Here is a 16,863-nt window from a genome sequence, read left to right on the forward strand (position 1 = left end):
AGATCCAAACAAAAAATGGAAGGAGCTGACCACGAAACCACCAGATAAACAATTAACCCTATTTTGAAGCACACCCCCCTTGCTATAGGGTTTAAAAGAAAAATAACGTTTGTATTGGGGCCAATGGTTACTTTTATTAAAAATCGTGTTTTAACCGGACACTAATGTTTCTTAATTAAAAATGCCTATTTTATTTTATGACCTTTTACTGCGAAAAACCAGATATATAGATAACTTGGAATTACTATCCAGTAGGCCGATTGAGGATCAAAAGTATCGGCTAAATATCCGTAGATAAGTGGTAAAATAGCTCCACCGGCTAGTGCCATAATTAGAAAAGAAGATCCTATTTTAGTAAACCTTCCTAAACCATGCAGCGCCAGCGGCCATATTGCCGGAAATACCAGGGCGTTGGCCAACCCTAACAAAGAAATACTTAGTACGGAAACATAGCCTTCAGTATAAATAGCGATCAGGCCAAGAGCAATACCCAGCATCCCAGAGAGCTGTAATGCCTTCTGTTGACTTATATATTTGGGAATGGTGACTGTTCCAATCAGGTAGCCTACTATCATTGCAATAAGTGTATAGGTAGTGAAGAATTTTGCTACATCGGTAGGAATCCCATGTCCATCGCGTGCGTAGCTGATTACAGTATCCCCGGCAATCACTTCTACTCCTACATATAAGAACATTGCTAAGGTACCTAACAATAAATTTGGGAATTGTAAAACGCTGGTTTTATTTTTATTGGCCGCGGCAACAGTTTCATCTTCCGCATCGGTTTCAATCTCAGGTAGGGAAGAATAGTAAATTAGAACGGCAAGTCCGCAAAGGATTACGGCCATAATAATATAAGGGGTTATTACCCGGGCGGAAAGCGCATCGAGCTCGGCTGCTTTTTCCGCGGCATTCATTGTTGTAAGTCTCGCTTCTAATTGGTCCATATTTTTCAACAGAATCGCTCCAAATACAATGGGGGCGAGCGCACCGGCCAATTTGTTGCAAATTCCCATAATGCTTATCCGTTTTGCAGCGCTTTCAATAGGACCAAGAATAGTAATATAGGGATTAGCAGCAGACTGTAATAAGGCCAGGCCGGTGCCTTGTACAAATAAGCCGAATAGAAAAAACGCATAATTTCTAACCATAGCGGCAGGAACAAATACTAAAGCCCCAATGGCCATAACCACCAGGCCAAGAGACATCCCCTTTTTAAATCCTGTCTTTTTTAAAACCCAGGCCGAAGGTATGGCCATCACTAAATAGGAAATGTACGAAGCAAAAGCAACCAAGTATGATTCGAAATTGTTGAGCTGACTAGCCGTTTTGAGATAAGGAATTAAGACGGAGTTTAACCATGTAACGAAGCCAAAAATGAAGAATAAAACTCCAATGATTATTATGGACTTGTTTGTTTCTTTAGTCATTATTTTTAGTTTTTTTTAATTCTAAAATACTTAAGATCGCATTGTGGTCAGAGGCAAGAGAGTCAGAGATTACTTCAGTTTTATGCACCTTCCACTTATGTTTAGGGTAAAATAAAATATAGTCAATTTTAACTTTGGGCTCAATTGATGGATAGGTTGGTACGGGGTCTTGTTTATTGTATGAAGACCCCCAACTTTTTTCTAATAGATTAATGGAGGGACTACCTGGTGTATCATTAAGGTCACCCGCCAGTATTGTAGGATATTTTAATCTTGATGTAAATTTCTGCAAAACTTTGGCCTGTTGCATTCGGTCTATTCCATCAGGGAGATGATCTAAATGAGTACCTATGAAGTTTATAGTATCACCTGAAGCTAGTACCAATGTGGTAAACCCTGCTGTCTTGGGTTCATTTTTAGGAGAATGAGGGAGACTTATGTTCTCGGTTTTGATAAATGAAGTACGTGATAATAAACCTTCTCCGTATTCTCCTCCGTCATAATTCATAGCTTTTATAAAAACCGAAGTTAATCCCGTTTTAACGGCTAGTTCACTAAGAATATCACGATTATTTACTCGTGCAGTTTTAAAGTCTACCTCTTGAAGAGCAACTAAATCTGGTTTTGTTTCATTGATTATATTCGCTATAGGATCTAAATTAAGATTGTTTTCTGCAGTTGCTCCATGAAGGATATTAAAACTAAGCACACGAATCAAGATTGGTGACTCTTTCTCCTGACCGAAATTCGGATTTATGATAAACGTAATTAGGAGTAAGGTTAATATGTTTTTTCTTTTTTTCATTTTATGTTCTTTAGCATGTCCTCGGTTATTCTTGCAAGGTTATATTTAGGAGTCCATTCCCATTCGGTTTTAGCAACCTGGTCATTTATGCTTGTTGGCCAACTATCTGCAATTTTTTGTCGGAAATCTGGTGTATAAGAAATTTTGAATTCCGGAAGGTGTCCTTTTAATTCTTTGGTTAGTTCATCAGGAGTAAAACTTACTCCAGCAACATTGTAAGAGGTGCGGGTTTTTATTCTAGAGGCGGGGGCAGACATTAGCTCTATTGCAGCTCTTACTGCATCCGGCATATACATCATTGGTAATCGGGTATCTGCTTTAAGAAAACAATTGTATTCATTTTTCTCTTTTGCTTCGTAGAAAATTTCAACGGCATAATCTGTAGTGCCGCCACCGGGTGGAGCAGAATAAGATATTAAGCCAGGATAGCGGACACTTCTTATATCTACATTAAACTTTTCGGCGTAATAATTACACCATTGTTCACCTGCCTGTTTAGAGATTCCATATACAGTACTAGGAATCGCAGGCGGGTTTTGTGGGGTGTTTTCGCGAGGAGTATCTTTTCCAAAAACGGCAATAGAAGATGGCCAGAAAACTTTAAGGTTGTAATTTTTTGCCGCTTCTAAAACTCCTAAAAGGCTTTTCATATTTAATTCCCAGGTAAAAAGCGGATTATCTTCGCCTTTTGCTGAAAGGATAGCAGCTAAATGATATATCTGGGTAATATGCTCAGATGCTACGATCTCTGCAATTCGTTTAGTATCTGTTGCATCTAAGGGTATAAATTTAATTGACTGAAATTTTTCGGCAGACTTTGCATTGATATCACTTGCCAGGATATTATTTGCTCCATATTTTGAAATAAGGGCATTGGTAAGTTCAACTCCTAATTGTCCTGCTGCGCCCGTAATTAATATTTTTTCCATATCGGGTATTCGTATAATTTTGAATTAAGGGTTTTTGTATTTCTGAAGCTGTTTAAGTGTAATTTCTTTTTAAAGGGTAGCATTTTTTAGAAAACCCAGCTGTGTAGAGCTTGCCAGTTATATTTAAAAAAATATCGGGATAAAAACATCCCGATATTTCAATGGTAAAACTAAACAAACTTAAAAAACATGGTTTAAAACAAATCAACCTCGGCCAAAGCGGCAAACGCCTGGCCGTCATGTGCACTATTTGCAATTATTTTAATATAATTCATTGAAACAGCTTCACCCAGGTTAATATTTTGAGGGGCCTCAGAATTTTCAAGAACAAAATCGCCTAAAGAGTTCCAGTTTTCCCCATCTGTGCTATATAGAATTTCTAATTCTTTTATTTTTCTTGATCCATTTCGTTGATGAAATGTAATACCATTAACCTCATAATCAGATTTAAGATCTAGGGTAAGAAAATGCGGGTAAGCCTGGTCTGATTCGCAACCGGTCCAACAAGAGTGCCAGTAGGTTTCGGGATCATTGTCTAAAATTAGAGAGGCTAATCCATTTTCTGCTTCCCCTTGCGCAGCTTCAGAACTAAAATCTATTACTTCCCAATCTGTTTTGTCGTAATATTCTTCTGCTTCTTCTTCCTCTGGAACCTGGACTGTAGGAGTTTCCAGGCTGGAGAAATCTATGTTCGGAACTTCCCCATTAGGATTTCTTTCAAACTCCGAATCAATTGGCGTATGGTTTGAAAAGAAGCCACCGTTTTTTAGGAAGAATTTACCTTCCTCCAGCCCTCCGGCATAATCCATCCTGTTGCCAGATCTTGCAGTAGCGTCTGCAGTAAAAGTAGCTTTTGTAGACTCTATCCAATTGCCATCGATATCCCTAAGCCATTGGTTGTCGTAATGTGCTTTTCTTTCCTGAAAACCGTGGCGAGTAGAAAAATTCTCTAAAAATGAATGAAAATTAGTAAGATAAGTAGAAGTGTGCGGTCTTCTAAAGCTAGCTATTAATTGCCATTCACCTACTTCTGGGGCATAGAAATATGCCGTATAGTCGGTAGAATTATTTTCAGAAGGTTCACCTTTCAGTAAAAATTTATAAGTGTTGCCGGCTTCCCAGTTATATTTTAGATAGCTCTGGCCACCAGATCCCTCGTTCCCAAATTCGCCTATGTAAACATCGGCGCCATTTCCTAACAGAATTATTTTGTAATCTTCTGGAATTTCATCGGGATTTTGGGTTTCATAAGGGCTCCATACTGAGAATAAAATTCTTCTTTCTGTAGCTGAATTTACCTGCATTCCAAAGTAACCCTGTCCAAAACCATTAGACATAAAATAAGATCCTATTTTATCTTCGCCTTCCGGCACGGTAACTTCGTTGTAAACCCATTGTATATCCTTATCGGCAGGCATCTCGTAAGATAGGTGTACCGAAGGTCCTCTTCTTCCCCAGTAGAAATCGTCCCCAACCATAGTAACCCCGTTGGAAGTAGCTTCACCGCCTATATAAACATTATTGATGTCTCCAATATAATCTGTTTGTTTTTCAACACCCTGTATACTAATAGTGTGGTAGCCGGCAGCAGTGATATCAAAAACGCCTACCGGAATAATTGCATACTCGGTATTGGTAACGTCTATTTCTTTGGTTTCGGCACCAAGACTAACTTTTATTGTTGAAGTGCCCTCGGGTACTTTTATCTCTAAGCCAACATTTAAACTTCCGGTGGTATTTAGTTTAAAATAGGTTTCTAACTGTTGGTCAAGATCGGTCCAGTTATGAATGCCGCTATCTGATATAACATCATCGTTAGCCGGGATGTCATTAACCACCCAGGTATTACCGCCGGGTGGAATTTTTATATTAAGTTCTAAGTCTTTTAATTCTTTATTTTCTGATTCCTGTTCTGCAGAACAGGATGAAAAAAGAAATATTCCGAAAAGAAAACTTAGCAAAAAATGCGTTGATTTTTCAGCTTTCATAGATGAGATTATAAGGATTTTGGATTTTAATGAAAGAAGTCTCGTTGGAAACATTTCCAACGGGACTTCTTTTATTGAAGCAAAGAGATTGGCTAATTCTACTTTTTCATCTGTAAAACTCTAACTTCTTTAGATGTATTAAGTTTAACGGTGTGATAGCTAAATTTCTCCAACTACTTTTATTTACTGCGTTGGATTTTGCGTCAGGGTACCTGGATATGAATTAATGGCATCCTGCGGAATATAAAACAACACGCGGAAGTCAGTAGCTGGGATGACCTCATTTTGGTTGTGTGGCCCTGGATATTCCCGTGTCAACGCTTTTCCATTACGGAAAACATCATAACTTCGTTCTGCCTGGTAAGCAAGTTCAAGTTGACGTTCTTTATCAATTCGTTCGCTGGCGTTGGAAACATCTAGGGAGTTATAACCTCCATCTACAATTGAACGCTCCCTGATCGTATTTAGATCGTCAAGTGCTGCGCTGTAATTACCAAGTTTAGCATAAGCTTCCGCACGGTTCAGGTAAATTTCACCTAAACGACTGATGACTGGAGAATGTAAGTGAGTTTCTTCTCCTTCAAGAGAAGCTTTTGTAATGTAGAATTGTGGGTATACCCGGTTTAGTGAAATATAGTTGTCTATCACACCTGTATAGGTCTTCCCATCACTATATTGGATGGAATAAATTTCCTGATCAGCATCAACAGGAGTGAGCGTAAAGGAACCTGTATCGTCCTCTGCGATTATGGTGTTGCCGCTACGATTTATCTCTGCCTGGACATAGTTTAAATCGTCGCCATCTTCTTTAATAAAGCGGAACACTTCAGAGGCGCTATTGTCATAAGTTGGTTGGATAAAGGCTGCACGAGCATCCACCATATTGTAGCTATCCGGGCGCCAGTCATTGCGCCCAGTTTCGTCTAGTAAATCTATATACTTTGCACTGGCGTACATTTCTCCCCATCCCATACCGCCTATATTGGCATACATTCCTCCAACACCATAATAGTGGTCAAATCCTGAAAATTCTGAGGCAACCCGTTTTATTGCGAATATGGTTTCTGAATTATTCTCGGGAATAAAGGTGTTATATTCCATAAATTCCTCCCTTGGCAATAACGAATACTTCCCGGAACCGATCACTTCGTTTGCGTAATCTACAGCAAGCTGAGCATATTCAGTATTAGGAGATTCATAGGTGCCACTCATAAAAAGGTAAACCCGGGATAACATAGCTTGTGCTGCTTCTTTTGTGGCGTAAATTGATTCTTTCTCTATTGTAAGCAACTCCTCAGCTTTTTTTAGATCAGTAATAGCTTGTTGGTAACTTTCCTCTACGGTAGCACGATCTTCAAGCTCCAGATTGATTACATCATCAGGAGTACCGTTAACAATAGGGACCCCAAGGTTCGTTTGAGGATTTTGATAATAAGGACGCCCAAACGCACGGGTTAAGTGAAAGTACATCATTCCCCGAACGTAGTAAGCTTCCCCCAGGTTATTATCAATCTCCTCACTTTGTCCCTCTTCAATCATATCAATGATATTTGAGGCCTGAGCAATGGCTTTATAGCCTGAGTCCCAGAATTGTGTTAGGCGATAATTGTTTGGTGTACGAGAATATGATATAAATTCGTAGAACGCATCTGTAGATGAACCACGAATCATCATATTATCGCCTGCATATTCACCCATGCGGTGCATAGGATCTGACCAGCTTTTTAACTGGGCGTACATCCCGTTAAGTAGGGATTCAAGGGAAGCATCGGGATCATTGACAATGGTCTCGGAATCCAGGCTTCCTTGTGGTAGACGGTCGATATCGCAGGCTAAAAGTACTGTTGTGGCCAAAAAGGCTATGAGTATTTTTTTCATGATATATTTTAATTAAAATGTTAAGTTAAGTCCTAGCATAAATTTACGTGTTGAAGGGTAAACTCCAGGTCCAGTAGACCCCATTACTGCACCATTACTGGCTGGGATTTCAGGGTCTACTCCAGAATAATCTGTTATAACGAATAGGTTTTCACCGGTTAAGGAAATACGTGCGTTACTTATAGCAAACTGGCTTAGGTCAATGTTATAACCAAGGCTTAGGGAGCGTAGTTTTAGGAAATCACCATCTTCTAGAAATCTTGTAGAGGTAGCATTACCTTGATCGGGATTATTATACTTAGCGATTGGATGGGTGGCTATATCCCCCGGTTGTTCCCATCGGCTCCATTCGGGTCTAAGTTTCATTTGGTTACGATCGGTGTATGTTCCGTCAGAATCGTATTCCTGACGGGAATAGTTATAAATTTTGCCGCCTAGGGCATAACCGAACATAGCGTCCAGGTCAAACTTTTTGTAAGAGAATCCTGTAGAAAATCCACCGAAGACATCAGGAGATACTCTTCCTGTTTTTTCGAAAGTTGCTTCTGAGTAGTTGGAAGTAGTAGTTCTTGATATTTCATTTCCTTGATCATCCCTTTCCACGTTGTACCACAATGGTGCTCCATTCTCGGGGTCCACACCAGCCCACTCTTTTAAGTAATAGGTGTCTATAGGCCTTCCGGGTTCTAACATTCTTTGTGCAGAACCGGCAATTCCCAGACCGTCACTTATGATAATAGGTCTTACTGTATAATTTCCGCTGGCATCTTTTGTTTCGTAGAGTTTTGTCAGTTTATTTACATTATGTCCTAAATTTAGATCTACACTCCAGGTTAGATCTTCGTTTCGGATTATATCACCGCCAATGGCAATTTCAATTCCTTTGTTTTCCATTTCCCCAATGTTTTGCCAAATGCTGGTCACACCTGTTAATCCCGTAATGGGAACTCGATACAGAATATTTTCAGTATTCTTTTCATAATAATCAAGAGTTAGCCTTGCACGGTCATTAAGAAATCTTGCGTCAAATCCTACGCCGCTGGTAAACGTTTTTTCCCAGGTTAGGTCATCGTTTCCTATCTGACTAATTAATGCGCCTGGGTTCTCATTGTAACTTGCATTAGTTGAGATCGAATAAAGATCGTATTGCGGGTAAAGAGAGCTTGGACGGTTTCCTACAGAACCGTACGCAACCCGTAGCTTTAATGCATCTACCCAGTCTGCATTAAACCAATTTTCTTTGTGGATATTCCATCCTCCACTAATCGAGTAGAAATTTCCATATTTGGCATTATCACCGAAATTAGATGCGCCGTCCCTACGAAAAGAGACCTGTGCAAGGTATTTAGTGTCATACGAGTAATTTGCATTGAAAAGACCCGATTGTACAGCCCATTCACTAATACCTCCTCTGGTTCGTTCCGGTACAGATACAACATCTAAAACCTCAAAGCCCGGTATAAATCCGGTTCCATAGGCATCAAGGGTCTCACCGCGGTAGTCATTAAATTCATAAGCAAGGATCCCGTTGAGTTCATGCTTGCCCCAACTTTGATCGAATCGTAAGATTTGGTTGGTGTATCTGCGTGTGGATTCCGATCGATAATCGGTTATTCGTCCATTAACACTCTGACCTCCATTAGAACGCGGGTCGGTATAGCCTTTTGATTTATAGCTGTTATAGCGGTAGTTGTTGACCGAAGAAAATGTTAACCAATCCGTCAATTCAATATCAAAATCCATATTCCCCATAAACTCATAGTTTTTATTTGAGGAATGATTCCATTGAAGATCATACAGATAATTCGTGCTGGCACTATTTACCCAATTGCTAGAACGATGAGGTTCTAAATTTCCGTCTTCATCATAAGGGCTGTCCCAGGGAAAGTTGGAGTACATAGCCGTTGTAGAATACTGCCGATCTTCCACATCTCGAAGCGAACCATTTATTGATGGCTTTATAGTCAACCAATCAGTAGGTTTATATTCAGTTCTGAAGCGGAAATTGTAGCGGGTATAATCATAGCCCTTAACAGCGCCCTGCTCATCATACAAGCCTACAGACATATAGGACCTAAGCGTTTCAGAACCACCCTGAACAGAAACATTGTAATTTTGTGTAAACCCGGTTGTGGTGGCTAGATCCCACCAATCGAAATTGCTGTTACGTAATTCCTCGTTCCACCGGGGAAACGAAATTTGATCGGCGTTTTCAAACGAAGCGTAATAATCATATAATTCGGCTCCGTTCATCATTTCCAAATTACCGTTATTCAATTCGTTAAAACCTATATTAGAAGAGGCACTTATTGTTGTCTTTCCCAGTTTAGCCCTCTTCGTGGTCACTACAACAACCCCGTTAGCGCCCTGTGAACCGTATATGGCAGTTGAAGCAGCGTCTTTTAAGACAGTCATAGTTTCGATGTCATCCGGGTTTAATTCTCCCGGTCCTGATCCTACTATAACCCCGTCAATAACCCATAATGGACTAGTTGTTCCGCTTAAAGTCGCCTGTCCACGTATTACCACGCTTCCTCTGGATCCCGGTTGTCCAGATCCCGGAGCCACATACACTCCTGCCGCTTTACCATTTAGCATATTTTCAACCGAAGGTGTTGTGATATCCCTGAGTTCATCTCCTTCCACGGTTTGCAGGGATCCCGTTAAACTTTCTCTTTTCTGTGAGCCGTAACCAACCACTACAACTTCATCCAGAGCATCTGCGTCCTGCTCTAAAATGATATCGATTTCGGTTTGGCCATTAACTTCTATTTCCTGAGTAGCATAACCAAGGTATGACACTTCTAGGATTGCATCTTCTGGAACCTCAATGGTAAATTCACCGTCAAAGTTTGTTAAAACTCCATTCGTAGTGCCTTTTTCAATAACATTAGCACTAGGTACGGGAATTCCTGTTTCAGTGTCTACTACAGTACCTGTAACCGTTATGCTTTCTTGCGAATAAGCATTTAGGTGCAGCAATAGAAGTAATAAAATACATGCTGATAATTTTTTCATAAGATAAATTACGTTTAGTGTTAGAAAATAGTCTGGTTTATCAGTAAAAACAAAATAAAAACTTTCGAAACCTTTTGCTAATATATTAATATTATTTATTTAACAAAAAATTTTCAAAAAATAATTTTATTTCTTGATGATTGTAAATAGGTCTTATGAAGTATGCTAAAACTATGGAGCAATACTGATAATAATGAGTACTTCTCCTAAAACTCTTTAAGTGCGGGCACTGAACGTAAATCAGTGTTTAATTATAGTTAAGTAGTTGAAGGCTTAACAGGTATATCAAATTAATAGTAAAAAAACTTTTTATTTAATATAATCTTAAAAATTTTCAAATGAAGATTTTTTTATTTCGTAATATTTCGTTTTATTTGAAAAACAAAATTTGTTTATGATAATTTTTGAAGGCTTTTTTAGCAGTTTATTATCCAGGGGAGTGCTAAGATGTGAAGTAATACAGTCATATTTATAACCTACTTAAGATGAAGAAAATCACAAATTTTAATGATTATACTCAAAAAGAAATAGATGGCCAACCAGATCTCTGGGAAGCTACATTTCATCTATATAAAAATTTATCCCATCAGGTGGATGAGTTTTTGAAGAATATTCTTCAACAGGAAAATATTCAAATAGTACTAACAGGGGCTGGGTCTTCTGCTTTTGTGGGAGAGGCTGCTCAGGGTTTGGTGCAGCAATATACTAAATGCAATACCAAGGCAATAGCCACCACAGATCTTGTTACCCATCACCAAATGTGCCTTCAACAAAAAACACCTATTCTTTTAGTGTCTTTTGCGAGATCTGGAAATAGCCCGGAGAGTGTGGAGGCGGTGAAACTGGCAGATGAATATTGCGATAAGGTGTATCATTTAATTATTACCTGCAATAAAGAAGGGAAACTCTTTAATTACTCCAAAAATAATAAAAGTCGAAGTTTTGCTTTTTTGCTTCCGGAAGAAGCTAATGATAAAAGTCTTGCCATGACGGGGAGTTTTACCTCTATGCTTCTTTCAATTTTATTAATATTTAAAGAAGCTACTATAAAGGAAAAGAAAAAAAATACAGAAATACTTATTTCACAGGGAAAGAAGATTTTAGTGCATAAAGAAGATTTTAAAGATCTGGCAGAACTGCAGGCTGAGCGTGTGGTTTTTCTGGGTTCCGGGCCAATGCTTGGTATTGCCAGGGAATGTCACTTAAAATTGCAGGAATTAACCGATGGGAAAATTATTTGTAAACACGATTCATTCCTTGGATTTAGACACGGGCCAAGGGCTGTGATAAATGAAGATACTTTAATTGTTTACTTATTTGCATCAAACGCTCACGTTTTTAAGTATGAGCGGGATTTAGCCATTTCTATTGCCCAGGATAAACGAAGGATAAGAACCATTAGTTTGGGCAAAACCGCCAGGGAATTCAATTCTATTTTTTCATTAGATCTCGATCTTTCTAATCAAGATGAGTTTCATATAGTTTCGGCTACACTTATCGGGCAATTATTAGGCTATTACACCTCTATGCGTATGGGCTTAAACCCAGATAACCCATCTGTTTCTGGAGCTATTAGCCGGGTAGTAGAAGGAGTGCATATTTATGAACGTTCTAAAACTAAAGAAAGTGATCTTGAATATTTGCCCTAATCCTTCTATAGATAGCTACGCGTGGTTTAGCAATTTTCAAATAGGTGAAGTTAACCGAATGGCTAAATTACAGGATTTCCCGGGAGGGAAAGGAGTACACGTTGCTCATGCTATCAAGGAATTGGATGGCACAGCTGAATTATTCGGAATTTGGGCCGGTAGCAATGGTGCTTGGATCAAAGAAGCTTCTAAGGAAAACGGACTCAAAATTTCGGGAATCTCTATTGAAGGCAATAATCGCAAGTGCTATACCTTTAGATCTGCTTCCGAAGAAATTAATAATACCGAAATTCTTGAACCCGGTCCAGAACTCTCTGAAGAAGAATACGAAGAATTCAGGAAAAAATTTTCCTCTGTGCTAAAAGATACCGCCCTGGTATGCATGTCTGGTTCGTGGCCGGCAAAAGCACCTAAGGATGCCTATGCGCAATTGATAAAAATTGCTAAGCAGAAGCAAAAGAAATGCATTGTAGATGTTGGGGGAGCTCAACTGGATGCTATTGTAAAAGAAGGCTGTTTTGGAATTCACCTTAATGAACATGAAGCTTTAGCAAATTTTGGGACAATAGATATTTCAAAGATTGCAAAACAGTTTAAACAAATTGAACTCATAGCACTAACCAAAGGTAAGGATGGGTTGTTGCTTTATTATAAAGGTGAAATTATAGCGGCGAATACCACTATAAATAATCCTATTAGTACCGTAGGTAGCGGAGATTGTTTAACTGCCGGTATCGCGTATGCCGTGACTAAACAAATGAAAATTGAAGAAATAGCCTCCTGGGGTGTGGCTTGTGGAGCCGCAAATTGCATCAACGAAGATTTGGGGATGATTAAACGGGATGATGTTCTTGAGCTCTTAGGAAAGATAAGTATAAAGAAAGTAGTATGAAATCGAAGAAATTATTGATAGTAGGAGAACTCAATATAGATATTATTTTAAATGATATCCAGGGTTTTCCGCAAGTAGGTTCAGAGATTATTGCTGATAAAATGGACTTTACCATGGGAAGTTCTTCGGCTATAATGGCTTCTAATATTTCAAAATTGGGGATTGATACTAGCTTCTGCGGATTAATCGGAGATGATGAATTTGGACATTTTATTTTAAAGAATCTTCAAAAGCAACAGGTAGATATAAATAATATAAAGGTTTCTTCCACACATAAAACAGGGATGACCATAGTATTAAATTATGCTCAGGATAGAGCCAATGTTACCTACTGTGGGGCCATGGAGAAAATGTCTTTTGATGATATTCCCTGGAGCCAAATATCAAATTTTGATCATTTTCATCTATCTAATCTGTTTTTGCAAAAAAGCCTAAAAAAAGACATTGTTAAGATCTTCAAAACCGCTAAAGAGAATGGTTTAACCACCTCACTGGATCTCCAGGTAGATCCTGAAAACAAATGGGACTTTAATTACAAGACCTGTCTACCTTATGTAGATATTTTTCTGCCAAATGAGGCCGAATTAAAAGCTTTAACGAGAGAAGAAAATATTGACGCTGCACTTAGAGAAATAAAGGATTACGCTAATATACTAGCATTAAAATTAGGAGATAAAGGGAGCAGGATAATACAGGGGAATACTAAAATTGATTGTCTTCCTTATGTTGTAGATGATTTTGTAGATGCAATAGGAGCCGGCGATTCTTTTAACGCAGGTTTTATTAAAAAATTTTTAGAAGCAGCCTCCCTGGAGGAATGCGGTAGTTATGCCAATCTCATAGGTGCACACAGTACTACAAAACCGGGTGGTATAAACGCATTTTTAAATTCAGAATACATAAAATCTAATACCGAACTAATAGGATCACAAAATGAAACTAAAAAATAAACTTCAATCCTTTACCAGTCAAAATAGAGGCCTTTTAGCTACTAATTTCTATAATTTAGAAACTTTACGTGGAGTCTTGCGGGCAGCAGCAGATTTAAATGAACCTTTGATTCTTCAGCTAACCCAGAGTTCTATAGATTATATGGGGCTGGATACAGCCGTAGCTTTAGGAAGGGCCGGTTTAAAAGAATTTGGTGTAGAAGGCTGGATTCACCTGGATCATGGAGGCTCTGTAGAACTAGCACAACGCTGCCTGGATGCGGGTTTTGATTCTGTGATGATAGATGGCAGTGAACTACCTTTTGAAGAAAATGTGAAAATTACTGCTGAAGTTGTAAAAAGAGCCAGGAAATATGGTGCTCACGTTGAGGCAGAATTAGGATATGTGGCAAAATTAGGTCAGTCTCACGAGAGCCAGGGATTTACCCAGCCAGAAGAAGCAAAAAGATTTGTAGAAGAAACAGGTATAGATGCCCTGGCAGTCGCTATTGGTACCGCACATGGCTTCTATAAAAGCGAACCAGAACTTCAACTGGACCTATTGTCTGATATTGCTAACACCTGTTCTTCAACGCTAGTGCTGCATGGCGGTTCGGGTGTACCCGCAAAACAATTACAAGCAGCAATTTCCCGAGGAATTTGTAAAGTGAATCTTGCTACAGAGATCAAGAATATTTTTATGAAAACTTTACAACAACAACTTCGGGATAATGAAGAAATAGATTTGAGAAAAGTCTTTCCAGTAGCCACGGGAGAGATCACCAGGCTAGTAAAAACTAAGCTGGAAATTGTAAAGAACAACAAGTTTACAGAAGTTGCCTAGATAAGGACGTTCCAGTGAGGAACCTTAATAATAAAAAAGAGAAAATATGTTATCTAAATTTATTGATGCGCACGTTCATTTAAATACTCTTACCGAGGAAAAAATGGAAAAAGCACTGGAATATGATACTAAATTTCTATCCATAAATACTAATATTCCTTTTTTTGAAAGTTTAGAAGATCAGGAAAAGGTGATTTTAAAATTACAAGAAAAATACCCTGGTCGCGTACAGTATATTACCAGTTTTGATTTTAGAAAATGGGGTGAAAAAGATTTTGCCGAAAATGCTATTGCTCAAATTAAAAGAGGACTTCGAAACGGGGCTGTTGGCGTAAAAATATGGAAAGATGTTGGGTTTGATTACCACGATGAAAACGGCAATTTTGTAATGATAGATAATCCCATTTTTGAGCCAATTTTTAAGTTTATTCAGGAGAACGATATTCTTTTAATTGGGCACCAGGGTGAGCCCCGAAACTGTTGGCTACCACTTGAGGAAATGACCGTAGATTCAGATCGTAATTATTTTAAGGGTCATCCAGAATATCATATGTATTTGCAGACGGATTATCCCAGCTATGAGGAACAAATGCAAGCCAGAGATAATATGCTAAAAAAGTTCCCTGAAATCAGGTATATAGGACTGCATTTATTCAGTATGGAATGGAGTATTGACGAAGTTGCTAAAAGATTAGAAGATTTTCCAAACACTCATACCGATGTTGCAGAAAGAGTATGCCACCTGCAATTACAGGCAAAAGATAATTGGGAGGCAGTGAGAGATTTTTGCATCAAGTACCAGGATAGAATTATTTATGGTACAGATGTAATTGATGATGGAAGTATTCCTGCCCACCAAATTGCTGAAAAGTTTGAAACTTTATGGAATTTTCATTACGATTTTTTCGCTTCAGATAAAACCTTAACTGCTCCGGAATTTAAAGGAGCGTTTAAGTCACTCAACTTACCTAAAGAGGTGATAGAGAAAATATTTTATACCAACGCAGCTAAAATTTACCAGTTCAATATTTAAATAACTTACAAACTATAAATTATGAAAAATAATAGAAGGGATTTTTTAAGGTTAACGGGGCTGGGAGGCCTGGGATTAGTTAGTGGAGGCTTGATGAGTTTTAAATCTGAAGAAGATCAGATTAGAGATTTAGTTGGAGTGCCGCAACATTTTAATATGTCTGGCTATGCAGCTCCAAAGCTGGAAACGGTTCGTATTGGTTTTATTGGACTAGGAATGCGTGGACCTGGCGCGGTAAACAGAATGAGTAAGATTGAAGGTGTTGAAATAAAAGCCATTTGTGATCTTAGAGAAAAAGAAGTTCAAAAGATCCAAAAAATGCTGGCCGATACGCCGCATAATCCCGAAACCTATTCTGGCAGTGAAGAAATTTGGAAAGAAATGGTAGATAGGGAAGATCTGGATCTAATTTATATAGCGACCCCCTGGGAATGGCATACTCCAATGGCAGTTTATGCTATGGAAGCTGGAAAACACGCCGCTGTAGAGGTGCCAGCCGCAAAAACCATAGATGAATGCTGGCAACTTGTAGAAACTTCAGAGCGTACAAGGAAACATTGTATGATGCTGGAAAATTGTTGCTACGATTTCTTCGAGCTTTTGACCTTAAATATGGCAAGACAGGGATATTTTGGTGAAATTATTCACGGAGAAGGTGCCTATATACATAATCTTTTATCTCTTAATTTTGATAAAAATGGATACCAGGATATGTGGAGATTAAGAGAAAATGCTGCACATAATGGAAATTTATATCCAACTCATGGGCTTGGTCCAATTTGCCAGACAATGAACATAAACAGGGGTGACCAGATGGATTACCTTACTTCTATTTCCAGCGCCGATTTTAGTATGGGACCTAAAGCTAAAGAATTGGCAGCAGAAGATGATTTTTACGATGAATTTGTAGGTAAAGATTTCCGTGGAAATATAAATACCACTACCGTAAAAACTAAAAAGGGCAAAACTATTATGATTCAGCACGATGTGAGCTCACCAAGACCCTATTCAAGAATTCATTTAATTAGTGGGACTGAAGCTTTTGCCAGGAAATGGCCAACACCGGGAAAAATTGCAAAAGGTCACTCCTGGCTGGATGAGAAAGAAATGAAGAAATTAGAAGAAGAATATACTCCAGAAATTGTTAAGAAAGTAGGTGCTATGGCTAAAAAAATTGGAGGTCACGGCGGTATGGATTTTATAATGGACTGGAGGTTAATTGATTGTTTGAGAAATGGTTTGCCATTAGACCAGGATGTATATGATGCTGCTTTATGGAGTTCTATATTTCCACTTTCTGAAATGTCAACAAACAATAGAGCCCAATCTGTTAATATTCCAGATTTTACAAATGGAGCCTGGAGAGAAAATAAACCTGTAGATCTATCTTTAGCAGGTGGAGGCACAACTAAAGTTATTATGAACGGATAATTTTATATCTTGGATCTTTTGAGAATTAACAATATTT

General features: G+C 38.5%; 12 protein-coding genes. 6 read left to right on the forward strand and 6 right to left on the reverse strand.

Going from position 1 to position 16,863, the window contains the following annotated elements:
• Positions 1-185: 185 nt before the first annotated feature.
• The 6 genes from LB465_RS08635 to LB465_RS08660 form a co-directional block, all read right to left on the reverse strand.
• Positions 186-1,430: a sugar MFS transporter gene (locus LB465_RS08635; protein WP_224469334.1), complete on the reverse strand. Its 1,245-nt coding sequence runs from the start codon at positions 1,428-1,430 to the stop codon at positions 186-188.
• Positions 1,423-2,235, reverse strand: a complete 813-nt coding sequence (locus LB465_RS08640) for an endonuclease/exonuclease/phosphatase family protein (protein ID WP_224469336.1) — start codon at positions 2,233-2,235, stop codon at positions 1,423-1,425. The genes LB465_RS08635 and LB465_RS08640 overlap by 8 nt, the downstream gene beginning before the upstream one ends.
• Positions 2,232-3,164, reverse strand: a complete 933-nt coding sequence (locus LB465_RS08645) for an NAD-dependent epimerase/dehydratase family protein (RefSeq protein ID WP_224469338.1) — start codon at positions 3,162-3,164, stop codon at positions 2,232-2,234. The genes LB465_RS08640 and LB465_RS08645 overlap by 4 nt, the downstream gene beginning before the upstream one ends.
• Positions 3,165-3,358: 194 nt before the next feature.
• The gene (locus tag LB465_RS08650) at positions 3,359-5,152 is read right to left on the reverse strand and encodes a DUF3472 domain-containing protein (protein ID WP_224469340.1); all 1,794 of its coding nucleotides are present in this window, start codon (positions 5,150-5,152) and stop codon (positions 3,359-3,361) included.
• A 183-nt stretch (positions 5,153-5,335) separates the two neighbouring features.
• Complete coding sequence (locus LB465_RS08655; RefSeq protein ID WP_224469342.1) at positions 5,336-7,030, reverse strand: RagB/SusD family nutrient uptake outer membrane protein; 1,695 nt, start codon at positions 7,028-7,030, stop codon at positions 5,336-5,338.
• A 12-nt stretch (positions 7,031-7,042) separates the two neighbouring features.
• Entirely contained in the window at positions 7,043-10,048 is a 3,006-nt protein-coding gene (locus tag LB465_RS08660) for a SusC/RagA family TonB-linked outer membrane protein (protein WP_224469345.1), read from the reverse strand.
• A 485-nt stretch (positions 10,049-10,533) separates the two neighbouring features.
• Between LB465_RS08660 and LB465_RS08665 the strand changes: the two genes are divergently transcribed.
• Genes LB465_RS08665 through LB465_RS08690 form a run of 6 tightly spaced genes read left to right on the forward strand, consistent with a single transcriptional unit; the run spans position 10,534 to position 16,826 of the window.
• Positions 10,534-11,697 carry an SIS domain-containing protein gene (locus LB465_RS08665; protein WP_224469347.1) on the forward strand — a complete coding sequence of 388 codons (1,164 nt, stop codon included), beginning with the start codon at positions 10,534-10,536 and terminating at the stop codon, positions 11,695-11,697.
• A complete protein-coding gene (locus tag LB465_RS08670; protein WP_224469349.1) occupies positions 11,675-12,589 on the forward strand; it encodes a 1-phosphofructokinase family hexose kinase in 915 nt (304 codons plus the stop codon). Before LB465_RS08665 ends, LB465_RS08670 begins: the two co-directional genes overlap by 23 nt.
• A complete protein-coding gene (locus LB465_RS08675) occupies positions 12,586-13,539 on the forward strand; it encodes a carbohydrate kinase family protein (protein ID WP_224469351.1) in 954 nt (317 codons plus the stop codon). The genes LB465_RS08670 and LB465_RS08675 overlap by 4 nt, the downstream gene beginning before the upstream one ends.
• Positions 13,523-14,362 (forward strand): class II fructose-bisphosphate aldolase, encoded by an 840-nt coding sequence (locus LB465_RS08680; protein ID WP_224469354.1) that lies wholly within the window; start codon positions 13,523-13,525, stop codon positions 14,360-14,362. Before LB465_RS08675 ends, LB465_RS08680 begins: the two co-directional genes overlap by 17 nt.
• 46 nt (positions 14,363-14,408) lie before the next feature.
• Complete coding sequence (locus LB465_RS08685; RefSeq protein ID WP_224469356.1) at positions 14,409-15,395, forward strand: amidohydrolase family protein; 987 nt, start codon at positions 14,409-14,411, stop codon at positions 15,393-15,395.
• A gap of 21 nt (positions 15,396-15,416) precedes the next feature.
• Positions 15,417-16,826, forward strand: coding sequence for a Gfo/Idh/MocA family protein (locus LB465_RS08690; protein WP_224469358.1), 1,410 nt, complete (start codon positions 15,417-15,419; stop codon positions 16,824-16,826).
• The last annotated feature ends 37 nt before the right edge of the window (positions 16,827-16,863 follow it).

The sequence above is a fragment of the Salegentibacter lacus genome, assembly GCF_020164555.1.
GTDB lineage: Bacteria > Bacteroidota > Bacteroidia > Flavobacteriales > Flavobacteriaceae > Salegentibacter > Salegentibacter lacus.